The following is a 20957-nucleotide window of genomic DNA, read 5'->3' on the forward strand; positions in this document are numbered from 1 at the left end:
TTGTGCGGAGGAGTTTCGGTGTTGATACCGGCTCGTGATGAGCGTGACAACTTGCCGGGCCTTATTGCCGAGGTGCATGAGGCGCTTGCGGGGCAGCGCTACGAGATCATCGTGGTGGATGATGGTTCCAGTGATGGCAGTTGGAGTTGGCTCAAGCAGGCTGCGCAGGAAGATTCACGATTGCGTCCCTATCATCACGGCACCAGTTTCGGACAGAGTACTTCGCTGTGGCAGGCTGCCCGGCTGGCGCGCGGTCGATGGTTGGCGACCCTGGATGGCGATGGCCAGAATGATCCAGCGGACTTGCCGGACATGTTGTCACTGGCAACGCTCGAAAAGCTCGACCTGGTAGCTGGACATCGAACGCAACGCCGCGATGATGCCGTCAAGCGTGTGTCATCACGCTTGGCCAATGCCATCCGACAAGCGCTGCTGCACGATGACACGCCAGATACCGGCTGCGGAATCAAGGTCATGCGTCGTGACGTCTTCCTTCGGCTGCCGTATTTCGATCACATGCATCGTTTTCTTCCGGCGTTGGTTCGCGCTCAGGGTGGCAAGGTGCAGTCATTGGCAGTCCGTCACCGCGAACGAGTGGCAGGAGTATCCAAATACGGCTTCTTCGATCGGCTCTGGGTCGGTATTGCCGATATCGTCGGAGTGATGTGGCTTGTGCGTCGCTCGCGTCTACCGTCACCGCTCGAGAATATCTTTGGCCATGCTGCCAGTGAGGCCATCGACCATGGTTCGCTGCCGTTGGTGGGGACGCACGTGTCGACGCCCTCTGCATCCGCGCCAACAAGCCTGTTTGATTCCCCCTCTAGATATCAGGCTGACGGTCACGATGCAGCAGCAGGTGACAGCAACCCGGACCAGGCCGACGTGGCGCGGGGTGCCTGCTGATGGATGTCAGTCCGTGGTGGGTCGCTGTCGGTTTTGGAGGCCAGGCGCTGTTCTCGGCGCGTTTCATCATTCAGTGGCTGGCCAGTGAGAAGGCGCGTCGTTCCATCGTTCCTCGTGCCTTCTGGTGGTTCTCGCTTGCCGGTGGCATGACGCTGCTTGCGTATGCCATCCATCGCGAGGACCCGGTATTCATTGCCGGTCAGGGGGCAGGGCTTTTCATCTATCTGCGTAATCTGAGCTTGATCAAGCGGGATCGCCGGTCACTCACGTCGCCTGGCAGCGAAGCGTCGTCCCAGGCACCGCAGGAGTCCACTGTCGTCGAACACGCTTGTGGCAAGACGGAAGAACGCGAATCGGGCACTGACGACTCCCTGAAGGCCAGGCTCGCGTCGCTGGAGATAGAAAACGCCCGACTCAAGACTGAAGTGGCACACCTCCATGCCAATCCCGTTCAGCACCAAGGGACAGGCGCATGAAGGCAATGACGCCAGCTGGCGGTGTGTACCGAAGACTTTCCCGCCATCCCTGGTGGGTCCTGGGGGCGTTGTATCTATCTGTCTCTGCCATCGGGCTTGGCATGCGTATGCCGTGGCCTGCCGATGAGCCACGCTTCGCGCTCAATGGTCTCGAGATGTGGATCACGGGGGACTGGTGGTTGCCACACCGCGCGGGAGAGCTTTATCCCGACAAGCCGCCGATCTTCATGTGGCTCAGTGCCTTGTCCACTGGCTTGGTGGGGGATATCCGCATCGGCTTTGCCCTGCCATCGCTGGTGGCCGGGGCCGCGACTCTGGGGCTGAGCGTGGACCTGATTCGCCGCCTGCATGGCCGGCACACAGCCTTCATTGCCGGGCTGTGGTTGCTCGCGTCAGTGCAGTTCATCTTGCAGGCCCGTACGGCTCAGATCGACATGCTGGTCACGGCTTTCATCCTGCTGGGTAGCTGGGGATTGTTGCGGCATGCATTGCTCAATGATGGCGTGCGCTATTTCTATCTCGGCTGCTTTGCGATGGGGCTTGGCATCCTCACCAAGGGGGTCGGGTTCCTGCCGTTGCTGATGTTGCCTTTCTGGCTGATGGCTGCGCGTCACGCATCGACTTGGCGCAGCAGTGGTCGTCGCGCAGGGCAGCTGACATCACGCGAGCTGTTGATCGGACTCTGCTGGATGCTGGCGGCTCCGCTGCTCTGGGTAGGGCCGATGCTGGTAATGTCCTTCGTGTCCGGCGATTCGGAGCTTGCCGCCTATCGCGACAACATCCTGCTCAAGCAGACCGCTGAGCGATACACCGACAGCTGGCATCATCTGAAGCCTTGGCATTACTTCCTGACCAGTGTGATTCCCTGGGCATGGATGCCGCTGCTGCTGACGCTACCCTCGTGGCCGAAGGCACTCGCTCGCCGCTTCTCGCGCCGCGATCTACGAGTCTGGCTGCCCCTGGTGGGTGCGGCATTGATGGTGGTCTTCTTCTCGTTGTCTCCAGGCAAGCGGGGAGTCTATATCCTGCCGGCGCTGCCGTTGTTGGTGATCGGTCTGGCACCCATGTTGCCGGGGTTGTCACGTAAGCCTCATGTCTCCTGGCTGGGGTTTGCACTTTGCGCCGGATTGGCAGGCATCTTCCTGATCGCGGCACCGCTCGGTGTCTTCGGGTACCCGGCATTGGCGACGCTTGCCGAAAAGGAGGGAGTGGTGCCGTGGGGGTGGTGGGGGCTGCTGGGTGTCAGCGGTATCACGCTCTGTACCTGGCTGAAACCACGGAATGGCTTGTTGGCCTTGGGGATTTGGCTCGTGGTGTTCTGGAGTCTGTGGGGCACCTGGGGGGCACGATTGATGGACCCGGTTCGCAATCCTGCCGTACTGATGGCGAAGGTTGCCGAGAAGAGCGATTACCAGGCATTGGCCATTCCCGACTTTCGTGAGCAATACATCCTGCAGGCGCGCCAACCATTGTGGCACTTCGGTTACAAGACGCCGGAGGAAGACCAATTCTCGCGCCTCTATGCATGGCTGAAGGAGGCCCCGCAGAACCGCTGGGTCTTGTTGACACCCCGCAAGCTCAAGCGGCATGCCTGTCTGGATGGCGCACAAGCCATCACATTGAATGAGCCGGATGAGCAATGGGTACTGCTACCTGGCAGCGCGGCCGTGAAATGTCAGGGCAATCCCGATGCTGCGCCGATGTATCTGGCGCCGACCTCGGTCTCGAATGAAGCGGCACAGCTGATCGGACTTCCCCAGCGCCATACTCTGATGCCGGAGGTTCAGCCATGAAGTGTCAGAAGCAACTTTCATGTGCGATATCCCTGGTGGGAAGGGGCTCCCATTCGTTGATCAACCTGAATGCCAGCGAGCGAATATGTTGGACGCTATGGGGAGTGTTGCTGATGTCAGCAGCGCTGGCACGACCCTATCTGCCCATCGATGAAACTCGCTATGTCTCGGTGGCATGGGAGATGTGGCATGCCGGCAGCGGGTTCGTCTCGACCATGAACGGGGCGGCCTACGCTGACAAGCCGGTACTGTTGTTCTGGTTGATTCACGCCGGATGGATGGTCTTTGGAGTCAATGATGTCTGGCCAAGATTGGTGATGCCACTGGTCAGTCTGCTGGGTATCTTGCAGATAGGGCGTGTCGCCCGCACCCTGTGGCCGGCCACTGGCCTGGCCGATGCCGAACGGCAGAGGCATGAACTTTGGGTACGCATGGTGCGTTGGATGCTCGCCGGTTGTCTGATGTGGGTGCTCTATAGCCAGGCCTTGATGTTCGATGTGCTGTTGACGACGTGTCTACTAGGCGCGTTGCGGCCCTGGTGTACACCACAGGGAGGGCAGCCGTTCAGCCTGAGCGTCGTGCTCGAGAGTGGTGTGTGGCTGGGGTTGGCCTTGCTGGCCAAAGGGCCGGTCGCACTCTTGTGGTTTCTGTTGGTGGTCGGCTCGCGCCCCTGGTGGACGCAAGCACAAGCCCGCGAGGTGTGGGTCTGTGAGTGGCGCGGTTGGGTGTTGAGCCTGCTGCTGAGCATCGCGGTGTTGTGCATCTGGTTGCTTCCCGCCGTCATCACAGGCCCTCCCGACTATGTCGAGGATCTGCTATGGGGCCAGACGGCAAACCGCGTCGTCTCCGCGCAGGATCATGCTCGACCGCCATGGTGGTATCTACCGTGGCTGGCGGTGTTGATCTTCCCGCTCAGCCTGCGCCCGCGATTGCTGATCGAGGGGGTTCTGGCCTCGGTTGTTCGGCGGCCAACGTCAGAGCATCCCTTGCTGAAGCTGGGACGCTTCTGGGCACTGGGCGCACTGCTGGTCTTTTCACTTATCTCCGGCAAGCAAGTGCATTATCTGATGCCGCTACTGGTACCGGTGAGTCTGCTGCTGGCCTGGGCTGCTCTGCGCCAGCCTCCGGCTCGCACATCGCTGAAACTGCTGGCGATGATCAGCGGTGGCCTGGGACTGACAAGCCTGGCGTTGGCGGTCATCGTCATGCCTGCAGGCTGGCTGACTGATGCCTCATTTCTGCCGACCAACGCAGCGCTGGTGGCTTCGGGCAACGCAAGCCTTGCGTGTCTCATGGCGGGAGCTAGCTTGCTGGCCTTGATGGTATGGCTATGGCCTTCCGTGGATGAGGCGAGACGCTCCATCACGGCTCAAACACCCGCCGCTGAGTTACAGGGCAATAGCGCGCTGAATGCTCAGCGGCGACTGGCGCTGGGCAGCGTGTTGCTGGTGACCTGCTTGCTGGCCCTGACATTGCGTCCGTTATGGCCACGTCTGGATCAGACTGCCCTGGCTCAATGGGTTCAGCACCATCAACAGGAAGGCCAGGAGGTGGCCGTCGTTGGCTGGGACTATCAGGCAACCTGGCAATTTCTGGGGCGACTGACCCAACCGCTGAAGCAGTTGAAGCGCGATTCGAGTCAGCTGAATTCCTGGCAGACAGCGCATCCCGATGGCTGGCTGATAATCGAGGCTGACAAATGTCTGCGTCTACCCGACACGCGAGGCCCTCTGGCCGGCATGCGTGATTGGTGTCAGGCGGCAGTAGACGATGGAGCCAATGCCACGCCGGTCTTTCATCAGGGACGCCACCGATTATTGACGGTACCCGCAGCGGCATTGGGCGGCCCCTCATCAGCACCAACGGCGTTGGTCATGACCGCTCAGGAGAAACGATGAGCATGAAGATACTGGTAACTGGGGCTGCAGGTTTCATTGGTGCTGCTCTGTGTGAGCGACTCTTGAAGGAAGGCCTGCAGGTCGTCGGTCTCGACAATCTCAACCCCTACTATCCGTTGGCGCTGAAACAGCACCGCCTGACACGTCTGGAAGCACTTGCCGGGCAGTGCGTTGCTGCCCCCGGGAATGCACGCCGGCTGGGCAGCTTTCGCTTCGTCAAGCTGGATCTTGTCGAACGTGAGGCGCTTCGCACATTGATGCAGGAAGAGGAGTTTGATGTCGTCGTCAATCTGGCGGCCCAGGCTGGGGTGCGCCACTCCATCACTCAGCCTTTTGATTATGTCGACAGCAACCTGGTCGGCTTCGTCAATCTTCTTGAGGCTTGTCGTGACACGGCCCCGAGCCATTTGCTCTATGCTTCCAGCAGTTCCGTTTACGGGGATGATACCCGTCAGCCTCTGCAGGAATCCCAGGCGGGTGTACGCCCGCTCTCGCTGTACGCTGCCACGAAGCGCTCAAATGAATTGATGGCTTACAGCTATGCGCATCTCTATGGTTTACCGGTGACAGGGCTACGTTTCTTTACCGTTTATGGCGCTCGCGGGCGCCCGGACATGGCGCCACTTCGTTTCGCACGCAAGCTGCTGGCCGACGAGGTGATCGATGTCTACAACCATGGACAGATGGCACGTGATTTCACCCATGTCAGTGATATCGTGGAGGGCATCTACCGGCTTATGCACCTGCCGCCGACGCAGGAAGTGAATGCCGCTCCCTCGCGTGTCCTGAACCTCGGGCGTGGCGAGCCCATCGCATTGGGGAATTTCATCAATGGCCTCGAGGCAGCGCTGGGTGTCCCGGCTCGCAAGCGTCTGCTGCCGATGCAGCCAGGGGATGTCGAGCGTACCTGGGCAGATACCTCGACACTCGAGACGCTGACCGGCTTTCGCCCCAGTGTCAGTCTTGCGACAGGGCTTGAGGAGTTGGCTGAGTGGGCGCAGCAGTATCCGTCACTGCTGAGAGAAACCGATGATGAGCAATCGCCCCGGGTGGGATGTCCTGACGAAGCAGGCGTCGCTGCAGGTGGACATTCTGGACGCATGACAAAGGCCGGCATGTCCGCCATGACGGCCTTGGCCTTCAGTAGTGGAACTCTCTTGAAGGCCTGAGTGCGATCAGTGGCTGTATATCTGAGGTCAGGTCGAGAAGAGACCAGTTCCCAACGCAAGGAGCCCCGCCAGTGAACTGGCGGGGCTCCTTGCGTCTTGCCTGTCAGTCGCTATCAGCAGCGACCCTCGCAGTTGGCAGGTTTGTCATTGGCGATGCGCCAGTCTTCTTCATTGGCCAGCGTGGCCAGCGGCGACAGCATCGAGAAGTCGAACTCGGTGAGGCAGGTGCCGCGTTGTACGCGCTTGGGCCAGTCATGATTGGCCAGCGCCGAGCGACCGATGGCGACCAGATCCGCGTGCTGCAGGGCGGCCTGCGCCTTCGCGACGCTGGCGACATTGCCATTGGTGATCAGGCTCACCTCGGCGGCCTTCTCGCTGCGCACCTGTGCCGCCAGTGCGGTCAGGCTGAGGCTGCGCTCGCGCTCGTCGTCTATCTCGGGGAAGGCGGGGGCATCGACATCGCTGCCGGTCAGGTGCAAGAAGTCCAGCCCGGCCTCCATCAGCTTGGCGAAGCGCTCGCGGGCCTTGTCAGGGCCGCCCTGCCAGGTGAGCTCCGGCTCGGTCACGGTGCCCTGGGACAGGCGCATGCCGATGGCGAAGTCGGCGCCGACCGCCTCACGCACGCTGCGGATGACCGCCAGCGGGAAGGCCAGACGCGCGATGGCGTCGCCGCCCCAGGCATCGTCACGCTGATTGAAGCGCTCACTGATGAACTGGTGGATCAGGTAGCCGTTGGCACCATGCAGCTCGATACCATCGAAGCCGGCTTCCTTGGCGCGACGGGCGCTGGTGGCAAAGCCGGCGATCGCCTCATGGATCTCCGCTTCGCTGATCTCGCGGGCCAGCGGGAAGGGGCCGGAGCCACCGTAGAAGCTGAGCATCTCGCCACTGGCGCGGCTCTCGGAGGGGGCGACGACCTCATCCTTGAAGCGGTTGTGCTGGGTCTGGGCGCCGGCATGCATCAGCTGGGCGATGATACGGCCACCTTGTTGATGCACGGCGTCGACCACCGGACGCCAGCTGTCCTGCTGCGCCTGGTTGGCCAGCCCCGGCTGGTTGGCGTAGCCCTGGCTGAAGGCTTCATCGGTGTAGATGCCTTCGGTGATCAGCAGCGAGAAGTTGCCCCGCGCGAAATCGCGATAGTAATCGACCATGTCAAAGTGCACCTGGCCGTCATCCTGCGCGCTGGTACGCGTCATCGGGGCGAGCACCAGGCGATTGCTGAGCTCAAGCCCGGCGAAGGCATGGGGGGTGAACAGTGCGGTGGTGTCTGTCATCTAGTACGTCTCCCGCGGAAAGCATTCCGCTGTCGTATCCGATCGTAGGCCCTGAGCGTCTGCGTGCACAAAGAGGTGAAGATCGACGCAGTACGGTGGCCTGAATGAATGATCGACGGATCATCTGCATGTCCTATATCGTGCCTGCCGCACCTGGGTGTCACAAGCCGGAACGCTGGAAGGAGAGTGTTGTCGTTTTGACAACCTGTGCATGTAATTGACTGAATTTGCGAGATTTTTCTCAAATAATTCAGGGTTGCTGCATGAAGTGGCAACGCAGTGCTGCTTTCCATGCACATAAGCATATGCGCGCAACGACGCAGGCCCCGCAACCGTGGGTTGCGGGGCCTGCGTCATCAGCGCCAATCGTGCCTATGGCGAGTGCTCAGTGCTGGTGATCACTTGCCGTCGCACTGGGCGTTCTGCTTGCTGCTGCCGGAGGGCGGGCAGCCGAACCAGTTCTCGGTCGGCTTGGCCTGGCCAGTGTTGGCGTGTCGGCCGCCCTGGCTGCCGATCTCGCCGCCATCGAGGCTTTTCTGTACCTGGCGGGTGGCGTTGTCCTTGGCTTGCTGGCTTGCCTCGGGCTGTTCGTTCTGTTGATAGTGCGCGCCGTTGTCAGCTGCGTCGTCCGCGGTGCGCTTGGAGTGGCTGGGCGTAGGCTGGCCCTGCGAGGAATGCTGGGAAGAGGCCGCGCCGCTGGTCCCTGTCTCGGTGTTCATCTCGTCGAAGGCCTGGGCCGGGGAGAGGCCCAGCAGGCCCAGCATCACTGCGGCGGCGCCAATGCCACGGCGCAGGCGGGTGCTCGCGGCAGGGCGCTGGCGATGGAGAGAGGCGTTGACGTCAGTAGTAGCTGTCGAGGTCTTGTAGAACATGATGAGGGGACTCCTTGCGGGTCTGGCTGCCGGTGTCGGCAGCCGCGCGGGTGAGGGATTCACCGGCGACGTATGAGGTGTCGGCGAATGCTGCGCCAGCTTGCGAGCGCAGGATGCCAGACATGAGAAGATGATGTGAGTGACTGCAACTCGGCGTTGCGCGCCAGGTAATCGATAGAACAGTTATCGGGGCGCACGGCGGGAATTCAACTCTTGTTCAATAATTGGCCGTGGCGACGGGCGCACTCGCCGGGGTGGGTGGCGTGTCTTGCTCACGCAATTGATAGGCAGCCGGCACGCGATCGATCAGACACTTCTGATGGCAAAAGGGCAGACGCCCCTTGAAGTCGCGACGCGCCATGACAATGTGAGAGGGACAGGGCAACGGCCCTGAGTGTTCACCCAGGTCAAGGAGACAGGCATGACGATCAAGAAAACCGGTTCCGCGCATTGGGAAGGTAGCGTCAAGCAGGGTAAAGGCACTGTCAGCAGTGAAAGTGGTGCGCTCAAGGATCAGCCTTACGGCTTCAACACGCGCTTTGAAGATGGCGCCGGCACCAATCCCGAAGAGCTGATCGGGGCGGCCCACGCCAGCTGCTTCTCGATGGCACTCTCGATGATGCTGGGCGAGGCGGGGCATGAGCCCAAGGCCATCGACACCACCGCCACCGTCCATCTGGACAAGGACGACAGCGGCTTCAGCGTGACCAAGGTCGCCCTGGTGACCAAGGCCGATGTGCCGGGTATCAGCGAGGCAGACTTCCAGTCCACCGCCGAGAAGGCCAAGGGTGGCTGCCCGATCTCCAAGCTGTTCACCGCCGAGATCTCGCTGGAAGCCTCGCTGGTCAACTGAGGCGTCGCTTGTCGACCCAGTCGTGCGGGCGAATAGCCGTCAGGCGTCGACCACGACCACGACGACAACGACAGCGACTCGCGTGACTGCAGGCATCATCTCTGCGATGCGAGCATAAAAAACCGCCCCCTCGGGGCGGTTTTTTCGTTGTGTGCGGTGAGCTTTCCGAGGGCGTGTACTAGCGCTTGTCTGAGCCGCTTTCTGAACCGTTTGCTGAGCCGTTTTCTGCAACCTTGTCTGAACCCTTGCCTGACCCCCTGTCTGGGCTCATTGCCAACTCCTCCTCCTCGCTGACCTCGCCGGCATGCTGCATGGCATTACGGCGGGATTGCAGGCGCGTCAGTGGCTTGCGATCCGGCGTGCGGTACCAGCGAATGTTCTCGCGTGAGCACTGCTCAAGCTCGGCGATCACCTGGGCGCCGAGCAGCAGGATCACGGCACCGATTTCCAGCCCCAGCAGCAGCACGATCAGCGTCGCCAGCGAGCCGTAGACAGCGCCGACGAAGGAAAGGTGGGTGAAGTACCAGCTCAAGGCGAGACGCGTCAGCTCCCACAGCGTGGCCGCGACCAGCCCACCGACCAGCGCGCGGCGGGTCGAGACGCGGGTCTGGGGCAGTATCTTGTAGATGGCGCTGAACAGCCCGAACATGCCGACGATGCTGATCAGATAGATCACCTCGCTGCCGGCATCGCCCAGGGTCAACTCGATACCGGTCAGCAGCGTCAGGGCGTCATTCATCGCCGAAGCCAGCGCCACCAGCAGGGTCAGCGCCAGCAGGCCCGCCCCCAGCACCATCACGAAGGCGTAGGGCAGCAGGGCGGAAATCCAGGCGCTGCGCTTACGAATCACCGGATGCTGATGGAAGATCAGCGCGATGGCGTCTTCCAGCATGCGAAAGGCCAGCCCGGCGAAGAACAGCAAGCCGCCCATGCCGATCCAGCTGATTACCTCGCGATTGGCCAGCAGCTTGCGCACCGCGTCCAACAGGATATCTTCTTGGCCCGGCCCCAGATGCTGGACCTGAATGGCGATGATGCTCATCAGGCGCGTTTCATCCACCAGGTGCGTCAGCAGCACGCAGAGCAAGGCGAACAGCGGCACGCTGGACAGCAGGATGTTGTAGCCGACGCCACCGGCCAGCAGTACGCCACGGTTGGCGATGAACTGTCCGATGACGCGCAGGGCGAAGGCCAGCAGGCGCGGCAGAAAGCGCAACAGGCGGCTGCTCACGGAGTCTGCAGCAGGGTCTGGCATGGCTGGGCATCCTCGCTTTGGTTCGTGAAGTCAGTTCAAGGGTGATTTCAGCCGCGCTGTCGGGCGCGATGCTGGAAGAACGTCGAGGCGGTATAGAGCGCCAGACCACTCCAGATCAGCACGAAGGTGATCAGCATCGTCGGATGCAGGGTTTCCTTGAAGATCAGCAGCGCGATCAGAAACTGCATGGTCGGGTTGATGTACATCAGAAAGCCGACCGTGGCGAGGCGCAGGCGACGCGCCGCACCGGCAAAGGCGAGCAGCGGCAGCGCGGTGAGCACGCCGCTGGACATCATCAGCACGCTGGCGGGAAGCCCCAGCGGGCCGACATCGCTGGCCGTGAAGTGCGATTCGCCGGAGAACCACTGGCCGCCGATCAGCAGCAGCGCGAGTGGCGCGAGCATCATCGTCTCGACCAGCAGGCCCGACAGACCATCCAGCGCGATGCGCTTTCTGAGCAGCCCGTAGGTGCCGAAGGTGACAGCCAGCGAGAGCGTGATCCACGGCAGTTTCGTCAGCCCGATCAGCTGCAGGCTCAGGCCGAGAACGGCCAGCCCCAGCGCGAACAGCTGCACGCGCGTCAGGCGCTCCTTCAGGAACAGCATGCCCAGTCCGACATTGACCAACGGCGTCATGAAGTAACCCAAGCTTGCCTGCAGTACCTCATGCACCTCTACCGCGTGGATGTAGATGCCCCAGTTGAGCGCGATCAGGATCGAGCAGGCCAGCACCGGCACAAGCTTGCGGGGCTCGGCGAAGGCAGCGCGCACCGGTGACCAGCGCCGGATGACACTGATCAGCAGCACCATGAACACGCAGCTCCACAGGATGCGGTGCAGCAGCACTTCCCAGGCGGGAATGCCCTCGAACAGCGCGAAGTAGAGCGGAAAACAGCCCCACATCACATAGGCGCCCAGCCCGAAGCCGACACCCTTGGCGCTCTCGCGGCGCGCCTGCGCCAGGCTCTCGACTGAGGGGCTTGCCTGCTCCCGCCTCATGCGGAGTCGCTCGAACCATCCTGCGCCAGTGGCTTGTCTGCGATCTGCGCCAGCGGTTTACCTGCGATGTAGTAGCCCGACGGCTCAAGGGCGATGAAGAAGCTTTCGGCCTCCGGATAGCCGGCCTCATTCATGGCCTGCGCGATGGATTGGGCGCACAGATCGCGCACCTTCTGGCCACGTTCGAACCACAGCACCTCGACGAAAGGGAAGGCGTCGACGAGCTGACCATCGAACACATACTGGGTGGTGATGCATTCCAGCGTGAATTCGTCGCGCGCGGTGGCGGTCGCTTCGCTCAGCTGATCGATCAGTGCGCGCGAGACAGGGGCAAGACGGGCAGGCGTGACACCGTGGAAGCGAAGCTGAGGCATGAAGCTCTCCTGTGAGTCGGGATGGGGAGGGGGCGAGCAAGCTCGCGGTGAACAGACGTCGCCGCAACCTGGCGTGGCGACTTTGCGTTCATCGCCAATATATCACTGGCTTCTGATGCTCACACCCGCCGCCAGGGATTCGTGCGCGTGCTGAGCAGTGCGGTGGTGACAGATCATGCTTTGCCTCTCACATCTGATCGCCACAGACGGTAGAATGAGCGCTTTCAAGGCGTGGCACGACCGGCGGCAGGGTGGGCAAGGCTCACGCCGCCGCGAATCCGCCAGTTGCCACTCAAGCGTCCATTCAGTCAGCAGGGAGGCACGACGACCATGACGACACAGCCACAGGCGACTTCCTCGCAAGCGAATGCTGGTGATGCCTCGCGAGGGGCGACACTGCGTGTCAGCCTGGTGCAGGCGGACCTGCGCTGGGAAGACCCGGCGGAGAACTGCCGTCTGCTCGGCGAGCAGCTGGATGCCGCTGGCCTGGTCATGGGCGCCGATGGCCGCAATGCCGCAACCGATCTGATCGTGCTGCCCGAGATGTTCGCCACCGGCTTCACCATGAATTCGCGTGAGATGGCGCAGCCGATGGAGTCCAGCGAGAGCGTCGACTGGCTCAAGGCACAGGCCATCACCCGCGGTTGCGTGATGACCGGCAGCATTGCGGTGCTGGATGACGGCGAGTGTTACAACCGCATGCTGTGGGCCACGCCCGACGGCGAGGTGACGCACTATGACAAGCGCCATCTGTTCCGCATGGCCGGTGAGCATGAGCGTTATGGCATGGGCTATGAGCGGGTGCTGGTCGAGCTCAACGGCTTTCGGATTCAGCTCTCGGTCTGCTATGACCTGCGCTTCCCGACCTGGCTGCGTCAGCGTCCCGTCATCGGTGGCGTGAGTGCCGCCGAGACCGCCGCCGACAGCGCCTTTGAATATGACCTGCTGCTGTGCGTGGCCAACTGGCCGGGCGTACGGCGTCATCCGTGGCGTACGCTGCTGCAGGCGCGCGCCATCGAGAATCTGGCCTACGTGGTGGGCGTCAACCGTGTGGGTGACGACGCCAACGGGCTGCACTATACCGGCGACTCCATGGTCTGCGACTTCAAGGGCGAGCCCATCCTCGACCCTGCGCCAGACCAGCCCTTCATCGAGACCGTGACGCTTGAACGCGGCGCGCTCGACGAGTTTCGAACCAAGTTTCCGGCGTGGATGGACGCCGATCATTTCACTCTGGAGGCCTGATGCGCCTGGACAAATTCCTTACCGAAACCACGGATCTCAGCCGTAGCGATGCCAAGAAGGTCGTGCACCGCGGCGATGTCACCGTGGATGGTGAGGTAGTCAAGAACACCGCGAGCGCCGTCAAGGACGGCATGCGCGTCGAATGGAATGGCGAGCACCTGGAGCTGATGGGGCTGCGCTATCTGATGCTGTACAAGCCGGCCAATGTGGAATGCACCAGCAAGCCGGGCCTCTATGAGCGCGCGCATGACCTGATCGATCTGCCCAATGTCGAGCGCCTGAGCATCGTCGGGCGTCTCGATGTCGACACCACCGGTCTGGTGCTGATGACAGACGACGGCCAGTGGAACCACCGTGTCACCTCGCCCAAGAAGGCCTGTGCCAAGCGCTATCGCGTCACTCTGGCGCGTCCGCTGGAAGGCGATGAGCTGGCCACCGCCATTGCCGATTTCGAGCACGGCCTGATGCTGGATGGCGAAGAGAAGCCGACGCGTCCGGCGCGTCTCGAGATGGAAACCGCCACCGTGGGTCTGCTGTGGATCACCGAAGGCCGTTACCACCAGGTGAAGCGCATGTTCGCGGCCATCGGCAATCACGTCGAAGCCCTGCATCGCGAAGCCATCGGGGCTGTCGAGCTGGACCCGGAGCTGGAGCCGGGCGAATGCCGCTTCCTGCGTCCGGAAGAGATCGCCAGCTTCTGATCATTCGCTTCTGGTCGCTAGCTTCTGATTCATCAGCGTATGCATCATGAAAAGCCCCCGCCATTTTTCACGAATGGCGGGGGCTTTTTCATGCGCGTCGTTGGCCGCCGAGCCTTGTATCGATCCAACGATCGCGCTTAAGGTAGGCAATTGCCTGCTCGTATTGTGAATTCTTTGCTGGAAGTGGGTTTTGCAGAAGTGGTATTTATGCAGAGGCCGTCTTCAATCAAACGCTTGTTTCCAGTATTTTCATGACAATGACGTATTCATAACAACAACGAGGAAAGTCCACTATGTCGTCCCCCTTCTTCAAGTCGTCTCCCTTCACCAGGTCCCACCTGCTGAACCCCCTGCCACTGCGCATGGCGCTGGCGGGCAGTGGCCTGTTGCTGGCAACGCTGTCGGCGCCGGCGTCTGCCGCGGAAGATGCCAGTGTGGTGTTCTCCGCGCCGCCGTGGCCGGGCGTGACCATGAAGACCGAGATTGCCTCGGAAGTCTTTGAAGCGCTGGGTTACTCCCCCAGCACGCGTCAGCTGGGCGCGCAGATCACCTATGAAGGCATGTCGCTGGGCGAGGTGGATGCCTTCCTCGCCGCCTGGCTGCCGGCGCAGAGCAACATGTACGACGCCGCGATGGAGAAGGGCACGCTGGTCGACATGGGCAACAATGTCGAAGGCGCGCGCCTCGGGTTCGCGGTGCCGGGCTACGTTGCTGAGGCCGGAGTGACCTCCAACGAAGACCTCGACAAGCCGGAGTTCGCCGACAAGTTCGAGAAGACCATCTATTCCATCGAGATCGGCTCCGGTTCCAGCGAGATCGTCAACAAGGGGGTCGATGGTGATATCTATGGTCTGGGCGACTGGGACCTCAAGGAGTCATCGACGCCGGGCATGCTGGCCACCGTGGCCAATTCCTCCAAGAGCAAGGAGTGGATCCTGTTCGTCGGCTGGACACCGCATTGGATGAACATCGAATACGACATGGTCTTCCTCGACGACCCGGATGACATGTGGGGCCCGGGTGGCGGCGCCAGTGATGTGAAGACCTTGGCCAACAAGGCATGGTCGGAAGCGCACCCCAATGCGACCCGCCTGCTCGATCAGCTGGCCTTCAGCTCGGATGATCAGAGCGCGCTGATCTACGGCTATGGCAAGGAAGAAAAGCCGCAGGAAGAGGTCGCCGGTGAGTGGATGAAGGCCAACCCGGCCAAGGTCAAGGCCTGGTTGGAAGGCGTGACCACCCGTGATGGTGAACCTGCCTGGCCGGCCGTCAAGGAGGCTCTCGGCCTGCCGGAGGCATGATCGACAGCTTGAAAAGGTGCCGCTGATCTTTGTGGATGCAACACCTTGAATATTGTGGTCAGTACACGAAGCCCGCTCATTGAGCGGGCTTCGTGCGTTCTTCAGCAGCGAACGTGTCAAGAAAGCGCACAGCGTCAGAGCCGGGAATAGCCTCTGGTATGCCGCGCATCAGGAGGAGAATTCGTCGTCATGCAAATCTTGCATGGAAAATCCAAATAAAGAATTGGTCGCGGGATAGGGGCCTGTATCACCATCAGTCTGCACTCTGCGCTGCTTCCACGCGCAGCCAACAATAATGACAAGAAGGAAACACTCATGGCTGATTCAGGCTCTTCCTCCGCCTCGTTGCCTCGCTCTCCCGGGCCCATTGCGCGCTTTCTGTCTCCCTGGACACGGCTGGCGCTGTGGAAGCAGATCTTCATCGCACTGGTTCTGGGTCTGGGGCTGGGTATCGTGCTCAACCAGACCGGGCGCGCCGATATCGCCGCCGATATCAAACCGCTGGGTGACCTGTTCATCCGCGGCATCAAGATGCTGATCGTGCCGCTGGTCTTCATCTCGCTGGTCACTGGCGTGGCCTCGCTCAACAACCTCTCCAAGATCGGCCGCCTGAGCGTCAAGACGTTGGTGCTCTATCTGGGCATGACGGCGGTCGCCATCACCATCGGCCTGGGGCTGGCCACCGTCTTCCAGCCCGGCGTCGGGATCGACCTGGGCAACGCGGCCAATGTCGAGGTGCGTGAAGCGCCGACCGCCGTCGATACGCTGCTCGGGCTGGTGCCGACCAATGCCGTCGAGGCCTTCGCCGAAGGCAATGTGCTGCAGATCATCGTCTTCGCGATCCTGTTTGGCCTCTCCATCACGCTGGTGGGGGAGAAAGCCCGTCCGGTACGCGTGTTCTTTGAATCCGCGGCGGAAATCATCTATCGCATGACCAGCATCATCATCGCCTTCACGCCCTACGGTGTCTTCGCCCTGATGACCTGGGTGGCCGGCACCTATGGCCTGGCGATGCTCGCGCCGCTGGCCAAGGTGATCGGTATCGTCTATCTCGGCTGCTTCGTGCATGCCATCGTGGTCTATGGCGGCATGCTGCGCTTTCTGGCGCGCTTGAACCCGCTGCGCTATTTCCAGGGCAGTGTCGAGCCGATCATGCTCGCCTTCACCAGCACTTCCAGTTCCGGCACCTTGCCGGTGACCATGATGGCCGCCGAGCAGAATCTGGGCGTCAAGCGAGGTGTCTCGAGCTTCGTGCTGCCGCTGGGCGCGACCATCAACATGGATGGCACCGCGCTGTATCAGGGCGTCTGCGCGCTGTTCATCGCCCAGGCCTATGGCGTCGATCTGGGCATGACCGAATACGTCACCATCATCATGACCGCGACGCTGGGCTCCATCGGTACCGCCGGTGTGCCGGGGGCCGGCTTGATCATGCTCTCGCTGGTGCTGACCTCCGTCGGCCTGCCGCTGGAAGGCGTCGCCATCATCGCCGGCATCGATCGTGTGCTCGACATGGCGCGTACCGGCCTCAACGTGGCGGGTGACTGCGCCGTCAGCTGCCTGGTCGCCAAGAGCGAAGGCGAGCTGGACGAGGAAGTCTTCAATACGCCCCACGTCATGCGCTCAGAGCTCAGTTGAGCGCTCTTGTCTGAACACCCACCGCGTCATCATCATCGGCTTGTCGGCATCCGCGTGATTAGCGTGTCAACGACATCAGGAGAACATCGTCATGGAACGCCCCAACGCACCTTCACATAAAGCCAGTCCCTCTGTCGTTCGCTACGGCGTCGTGGGTGGCCTGGGGGCGATCGGCAGCGCGGATGTCCTGCTCAAGACGGTGCGCGCGGCGCAGTACTGCAAGCCGCCGGGCGGGGTGGATATCGCCTTCGAGCAACGCCACTTCGATGATGGTCCGGGAATCGCCGCGGAGGCCTATGATCCGCTGCGGCGCAAGTTCTACGTCTACAACGTGCTCAAGGACATGCAGGGCAAGGTCGAGAACGCGATGGTGCCATGCTTTCTCTCTCACACCTTCCTGGCCGAGATCACCCCGGAAATCAGCTTCAACGTTGTCGATATCTTCGATGCGCTGCTGGCGCGCATTCGCCGCGACTATCCCGAGGTGCGCAAGATCGGCGTGCTGACCTCAAGCTACGTGCGCGCCTCCGGCATCTTCGAGCAGCGCTTCGGTGAGCCGGATGCCGCGCAAGACGGAAGCCTCGCGACAGCTGGCGGCCTCGAGGTCATCTACCCTGATGCCACGCTGCAGCGTGATGCCCTGATGCAGGCCATCTATGGGCCGAGCGGCATCAAGAGCGGCCATCATGGTGGCGAGTGTCTGCAACTGTTGCTCGAGGCCTGTGATGACCTGGTCAGTCAGGGCGCGGAGATCATCGTGCCGGGCCTGAGCGAGATTCCGGTGCTGATGGAGTCGCTGCAGCCGCTGGTGCCGGTGCCCTTGCTCGACTCCAACCTCATCTACGCCGAATACGCACTGGGCGTGGACCGCGAGCGCGAGAATCACAACTTCAAGCTTGGCGTGCTCGGTGGGGTAGGGCCGGCGGCCACGGTGGACTTCATGCGCAAGGTGGTCAGCCTGACGCGTGCCGAACGCGATCAGGACCACCTCAAGATGGTGGTGGAGCAGAATCCGCAGATTCCCGATCGCACCGCCAATCTGATCGGCAAGGGCGAGGATCCGAGTATTCCGATGCTCGCGACCTGTCAGCGGCTAGAGGCCGATGGCGCCAATGCCATCGCGATTCCCTGCAATACCGCTCATGCCTTCGTGGCGCGCATCCAGCCCTATATCGGCATTCCGATCATCAACATGCTGACGGCGGTGGTCGACCATATTGCAGCGATACAGACGCCGGTGACGCGGGTCGGGTTGCTCGCGACCAGTGGCACCGTGACCAGTCGGGTCTATCACGACATCATCGAGGCCTCGGGGCGTGAAGCGCTGGTGCCTGATGCGCGCTGTCAGAGCCAGGTGATGGAGGCGATCTACGGGCATCACGGCGTGAAGGCGGGGCATACGGCAGGGGAGTGCAGCGAGCATCTGCAGGCTGCCATTTCCCACCTGCTGGCGCGGGGCGCAGAAGTGATCATCCTGGGCTGTACCGAGCTTCCGCTGATCGAGCTCGATGCGGCACTGCGTGAGCGGGTGGCGCTGCTCGATCCCGCGGAAATTCTCGCGCAGCGCTGTGTGGCACTGGCGCAAGCCGAGGCCTGATCAGCGCTGCAACCATCCGATCAGCCAGTGAAGAGAGCTTGAAGAAAAGACACCCAGCGACGCGATATACTGCGCTCACGCAGGCTCGCTGTGTGCCTTTGTCTCATTCATGCCTCTCTTCAGGTGCTCGCCGTGGAAATGAACTGGCTGGAAGACTTCCTCACCCTGGCGGTGACGCGTAACTTCTCGCGCGCCGCCACCCTGCGCAACGTGACGCAACCGGCCTTCAGCCGTCGTATTCGCAATCTGGAATACTGGGTCGGCGCCACCCTGATTGACCGCAGCCTGTTCCCCGTCGGCCTGACCCCCGCAGGCGAATCCTTCCAGCGTACCGCCCAGGATGCGCTCTCGGTATTGCGCGTCGGGCGCGATGAGGCGCTCGGTTTCGTGCCCAAGATAGAGGAAGTCGTCTCGATTTCCGCCTCGCACACGCTGGCGGTCAGCTTCTTCGTCGACTGGCATGAACAGCTGCAAAACCGACTGGGCAATCTCAAGGCACGCATCGTGCCCGACCACGTCGCCGGCTGTGTCGATGCCCTGATCAGCGGCAACTGTGATCTGATGCTGGCCTACAACAGCCCGCTACTGCCGACGCTCACCGACATCGTGCGCTATCCCTCCATCGTGCTCGGCTCCGAGCGACTGGTGCCCGTCAGTGCCGTCGATGACGCAGGCCAGGCGCTTTACTCCCTCGACAGCGACACGCCGCAACCCTATCTCTGCTACTCCAGCGACAGCTATCTCGGGCGCCTGACCGCACTGATCATTGGCCGCCAGAACCTCGCCGCGCGACTCAACTTCCGCTACGAATGCTCGATGTCTGACGTGCTCAAGCGCGGTGCACTCGCCGGCAGCGGCATCGCCTGGGTGCCGGAACGCGCCGTGCGCGACGAGCTGGCCGCCGGGCGCCTCGTCATCATCAGCGATGATAGCCACACCGCACCGCTGGACATCTGCCTCTTCCGCCACGCCGAGCATGACCAGCGCGTGGCCGAACGCATCTGGCAAGCTTGCCTGACCGCCGAAGACGAAACCCTCGAGCCAGACCAATCGCCTGCTGGCGGTGTACCAAGGCAGGGATAGGGAAAGAAAGGGCCCGGAGAAGAAAGAGTACGGAAAGGGCACGCAACGGAAAGAGCACGCAAGGCAAAGAGCAGGGCAATGACCTGAAATCATCGCCAGTGCATAACGCAAGACGGGAGCCACTAGGGCTCCCGTCTTGCGTTGTGGCATCTTGAGCGCATCTCAGCTCACAGCCTAGCGGCCGCAGCTGCAAGCCATGAAACGCCTCTCACGACAGTCGACGCGAGTTGGCCGTCGTGCGCTTGTGCAAGGGCTTGATGAAGAGGGTGCCCGTCGTCCACCACGGCGCCACCTTGCCGCCCGTCATCGCGTTCATCCACGCCTTCTGCATCACGAACCACATCTCCCAGCTGGCTGCGATCTTCTCCGACACCATCTTCTGGTTCTCGGTGATCATCTTCGGGTCCAGCGGTGACTGGGTTCCCCACAACTGAGTGCGCGACATGATGGTCGACATGGCCGTCGACCACATCTCCACCGATGTCGTGCCCAGTTTCCAGACATCGAACATCGCAGCCGGCGTCGTCGGGACCAACTCTGACCAGGCAGGTTGTTTAGCCATTGTGCTCTCCAAGTAAGGAACCTGAGTACATTGATACGCCTGTTTTTGCTGCAGTGCAATATGAGTTTTGGCTGTGAGACGAAACGAGGCAACTTGGAGCCTCCAATATCACCACTTTCTATATGAATCAGTGAGTTACCGATAGGTGGTGGCGGAAGAAGCCGGAATTTCCCGTGCCCGGGCGGAAATTTCCCGTGGGGCTGGGGAAAGTGGATTTTGGGATTTGTTGGCAATGTCTTACGTAGGCGTATGAATTTTATGAAGCTGGATATCAGTTCAGTCAGACAGTGTACGTAAGCGATGGCGAGTGGTGCGGAAATTTTCGGCGTGGAGTTGGGGAGCGATAAGAGGGGAGGGCGCAGCGAGGCGCGCTGGATATCGAATTTGGTGTCTAGTTAATGCGACGCGGTGTGTCGCATTGAACTAACGGTTTCTTTCCGCGCTAGTCTCGACTCGGCTATTATTAGGTTTCATGAAATTCCCTATATTCAAATATGCATTTCTCGCCAAGGCAGGACGCCATGGTGGAAAACCATGAGACGGAGCTTGCCCCAGCGGTAAGCGCCGTGCGGTAGCCGTGGTGTCACAAGTCCTGATCTTGCCCACCAACAGCGGACACCCCGTTAAGGCAGTACACTGAACGAGGTGACCCCATGACAATGGAAGCAACGTCGATGAAGAAGATTTGCATCCGTTACTCCCGAGTCAACAAGGATACTGAGTGCAATCCCCCTATTGGATTGAGGCCGGTGCATTACTGTGCTTTGCGATCAGTTTGTTCATCACCTCGGTAGGGAATTTGAAGTCGAAGCGCTTCCGGGGATGTATATTCAGCTTGAAGTTAATGGCATCTAGCTCTTCCTGACTGGTCAGTGACAAGTCCGCTGCCTTGGTGAGGTGCTGGCGAATCAGGCCATTGATCTTGCCCAGCGACAGTATACATCCTTGTTAGGGTGTCCACT

At 61.4% G+C, this 20957-nt stretch carries 18 protein-coding genes and 1 pseudogene; 12 read left to right on the forward strand and 7 right to left on the reverse strand.

Annotation, left to right across the window (positions count from 1 at the left end; translation table 11 throughout):
- Nucleotides 1–18 precede the first annotated feature (18 nt).
- From CLAM6_RS06235 to CLAM6_RS06255, 5 genes are all read left to right on the forward strand, one after another.
- Entirely contained in the window at nucleotides 19–903 is an 885-nt protein-coding gene (locus CLAM6_RS06235) for a glycosyltransferase family 2 protein (RefSeq protein ID WP_240548731.1), read from the forward strand.
- Nucleotides 903–1379 carry a lipid-A-disaccharide synthase N-terminal domain-containing protein gene (locus CLAM6_RS17900; RefSeq protein ID WP_242007753.1) on the forward strand — a complete coding sequence of 159 codons (477 nt, stop codon included), beginning with the start codon at nucleotides 903–905 and terminating at the stop codon, nucleotides 1377–1379. The genes CLAM6_RS06235 and CLAM6_RS17900 overlap by 1 nt, the downstream gene beginning before the upstream one ends.
- Nucleotides 1380–1480: 101 nt before the next feature.
- Complete coding sequence (locus CLAM6_RS06245; protein ID WP_242007754.1) at nucleotides 1481–3172, forward strand: ArnT family glycosyltransferase; 1692 nt, start codon at nucleotides 1481–1483, stop codon at nucleotides 3170–3172.
- Nucleotides 3173–3228: 56 nt separating this feature from the next.
- Complete coding sequence (locus tag CLAM6_RS06250; protein ID WP_153635439.1) at nucleotides 3229–5070, forward strand: ArnT family glycosyltransferase; 1842 nt, start codon at nucleotides 3229–3231, stop codon at nucleotides 5068–5070.
- On the forward strand, nucleotides 5067–6239 hold the full coding sequence (locus CLAM6_RS06255) for an NAD-dependent epimerase/dehydratase family protein (RefSeq protein WP_347237578.1): 1173 nt from the start codon (nucleotides 5067–5069) through the stop codon (nucleotides 6237–6239). The genes CLAM6_RS06250 and CLAM6_RS06255 overlap by 4 nt, the downstream gene beginning before the upstream one ends.
- A 113-nt stretch (nucleotides 6240–6352) precedes the next feature.
- On the opposite strand, the gene CLAM6_RS06260 is transcribed toward CLAM6_RS06255, so the two are convergent.
- A complete protein-coding gene (locus CLAM6_RS06260) occupies nucleotides 6353–7516 on the reverse strand; it encodes an oxidoreductase (protein ID WP_153635440.1) in 1164 nt (387 codons plus the stop codon).
- A 398-nt stretch (nucleotides 7517–7914) separates the two neighbouring features.
- Nucleotides 7915–8388, reverse strand: a complete 474-nt coding sequence (locus tag CLAM6_RS06265; protein ID WP_153635441.1) for a hypothetical protein — start codon at nucleotides 8386–8388, stop codon at nucleotides 7915–7917.
- 421 nt (nucleotides 8389–8809) lie between these two features.
- On the opposite strand from CLAM6_RS06265, the gene CLAM6_RS06270 reads away from it, so the two are divergent.
- Nucleotides 8810–9241 (forward strand): OsmC family protein, encoded by a 432-nt coding sequence (locus CLAM6_RS06270; protein ID WP_043335071.1) that lies wholly within the window; start codon nucleotides 8810–8812, stop codon nucleotides 9239–9241.
- 178 nt (nucleotides 9242–9419) lie between these two features.
- On the opposite strand, the gene CLAM6_RS06275 is transcribed toward CLAM6_RS06270, so the two are convergent.
- From CLAM6_RS06275 to CLAM6_RS06285, 3 genes are read right to left on the reverse strand one after another with little or no spacing between them, the layout of a single operon-like run.
- Nucleotides 9420–10496, reverse strand: a complete 1077-nt coding sequence (locus CLAM6_RS06275; RefSeq protein WP_153635442.1) for a YihY/virulence factor BrkB family protein — start codon at nucleotides 10494–10496, stop codon at nucleotides 9420–9422.
- 47 nt (nucleotides 10497–10543) lie between these two features.
- Nucleotides 10544–11494, reverse strand: a complete 951-nt coding sequence (gene rarD / locus CLAM6_RS06280) for an EamA family transporter RarD (protein ID WP_153635443.1) — start codon at nucleotides 11492–11494, stop codon at nucleotides 10544–10546.
- Nucleotides 11491–11868, reverse strand: coding sequence for a DUF1904 family protein (locus CLAM6_RS06285; protein ID WP_131431706.1), 378 nt, complete (start codon nucleotides 11866–11868; stop codon nucleotides 11491–11493). Before CLAM6_RS06285 ends, rarD begins: the two co-directional genes overlap by 4 nt.
- A gap of 330 nt (nucleotides 11869–12198) precedes the next feature.
- Between CLAM6_RS06285 and CLAM6_RS06290 the strand changes: the two genes are divergently transcribed.
- The 6 genes from CLAM6_RS06290 (at nucleotide 12199) to CLAM6_RS06315 (ending at nucleotide 19433) form a co-directional block, all read left to right on the forward strand.
- Nucleotides 12199–13113 (forward strand): nitrilase family protein, encoded by a 915-nt coding sequence (locus tag CLAM6_RS06290; protein WP_153635444.1) that lies wholly within the window; start codon nucleotides 12199–12201, stop codon nucleotides 13111–13113.
- The gene (locus CLAM6_RS06295) at nucleotides 13113–13814 is read left to right on the forward strand and encodes a pseudouridine synthase (protein ID WP_153635445.1); all 702 of its coding nucleotides are present in this window, start codon (nucleotides 13113–13115) and stop codon (nucleotides 13812–13814) included. Before CLAM6_RS06290 ends, CLAM6_RS06295 begins: the two co-directional genes overlap by 1 nt.
- 293 nt (nucleotides 13815–14107) lie before the next feature.
- On the forward strand, nucleotides 14108–15115 hold the full coding sequence (locus CLAM6_RS06300; protein ID WP_242007755.1) for an ABC transporter substrate-binding protein: 1008 nt from the start codon (nucleotides 14108–14110) through the stop codon (nucleotides 15113–15115).
- A gap of 315 nt (nucleotides 15116–15430) precedes the next feature.
- Nucleotides 15431–16753: a dicarboxylate/amino acid:cation symporter gene (locus tag CLAM6_RS06305; RefSeq protein WP_153635446.1), complete on the forward strand. Its 1323-nt coding sequence runs from the start codon at nucleotides 15431–15433 to the stop codon at nucleotides 16751–16753.
- A 91-nt stretch (nucleotides 16754–16844) separates the two neighbouring features.
- Nucleotides 16845–18350 carry an aspartate/glutamate racemase family protein gene (locus tag CLAM6_RS06310; RefSeq protein WP_153635447.1) on the forward strand — a complete coding sequence of 502 codons (1506 nt, stop codon included), beginning with the start codon at nucleotides 16845–16847 and terminating at the stop codon, nucleotides 18348–18350.
- Between the two features lie 138 nt (nucleotides 18351–18488).
- Nucleotides 18489–19433 carry a LysR substrate-binding domain-containing protein gene (locus CLAM6_RS06315; protein WP_242007804.1) on the forward strand — a complete coding sequence of 315 codons (945 nt, stop codon included), beginning with the start codon at nucleotides 18489–18491 and terminating at the stop codon, nucleotides 19431–19433.
- A 208-nt stretch (nucleotides 19434–19641) separates the two neighbouring features.
- Here the strand turns inward: CLAM6_RS06315 and CLAM6_RS06320 are convergent, their stop codons facing one another.
- Together CLAM6_RS06320 and CLAM6_RS17905 are read right to left on the reverse strand one after the other, a co-directional pair.
- Nucleotides 19642–19995 (reverse strand): hypothetical protein, encoded by a 354-nt coding sequence (locus CLAM6_RS06320; protein WP_043335079.1) that lies wholly within the window; start codon nucleotides 19993–19995, stop codon nucleotides 19642–19644.
- Nucleotides 19996–20727: 732 nt separating this feature from the next.
- Nucleotides 20728–20916 (reverse strand): annotated as a pseudogene (locus CLAM6_RS17905) (IS30 family transposase); the annotation flags it as partial.
- Nucleotides 20917–20957: the final 41 nt, after the last annotated feature.

It is taken from the genome of Cobetia sp. AM6, assembly GCF_009617955.1.
Classification (GTDB): domain Bacteria; phylum Pseudomonadota; class Gammaproteobacteria; order Pseudomonadales; family Halomonadaceae; genus Cobetia; species Cobetia amphilecti.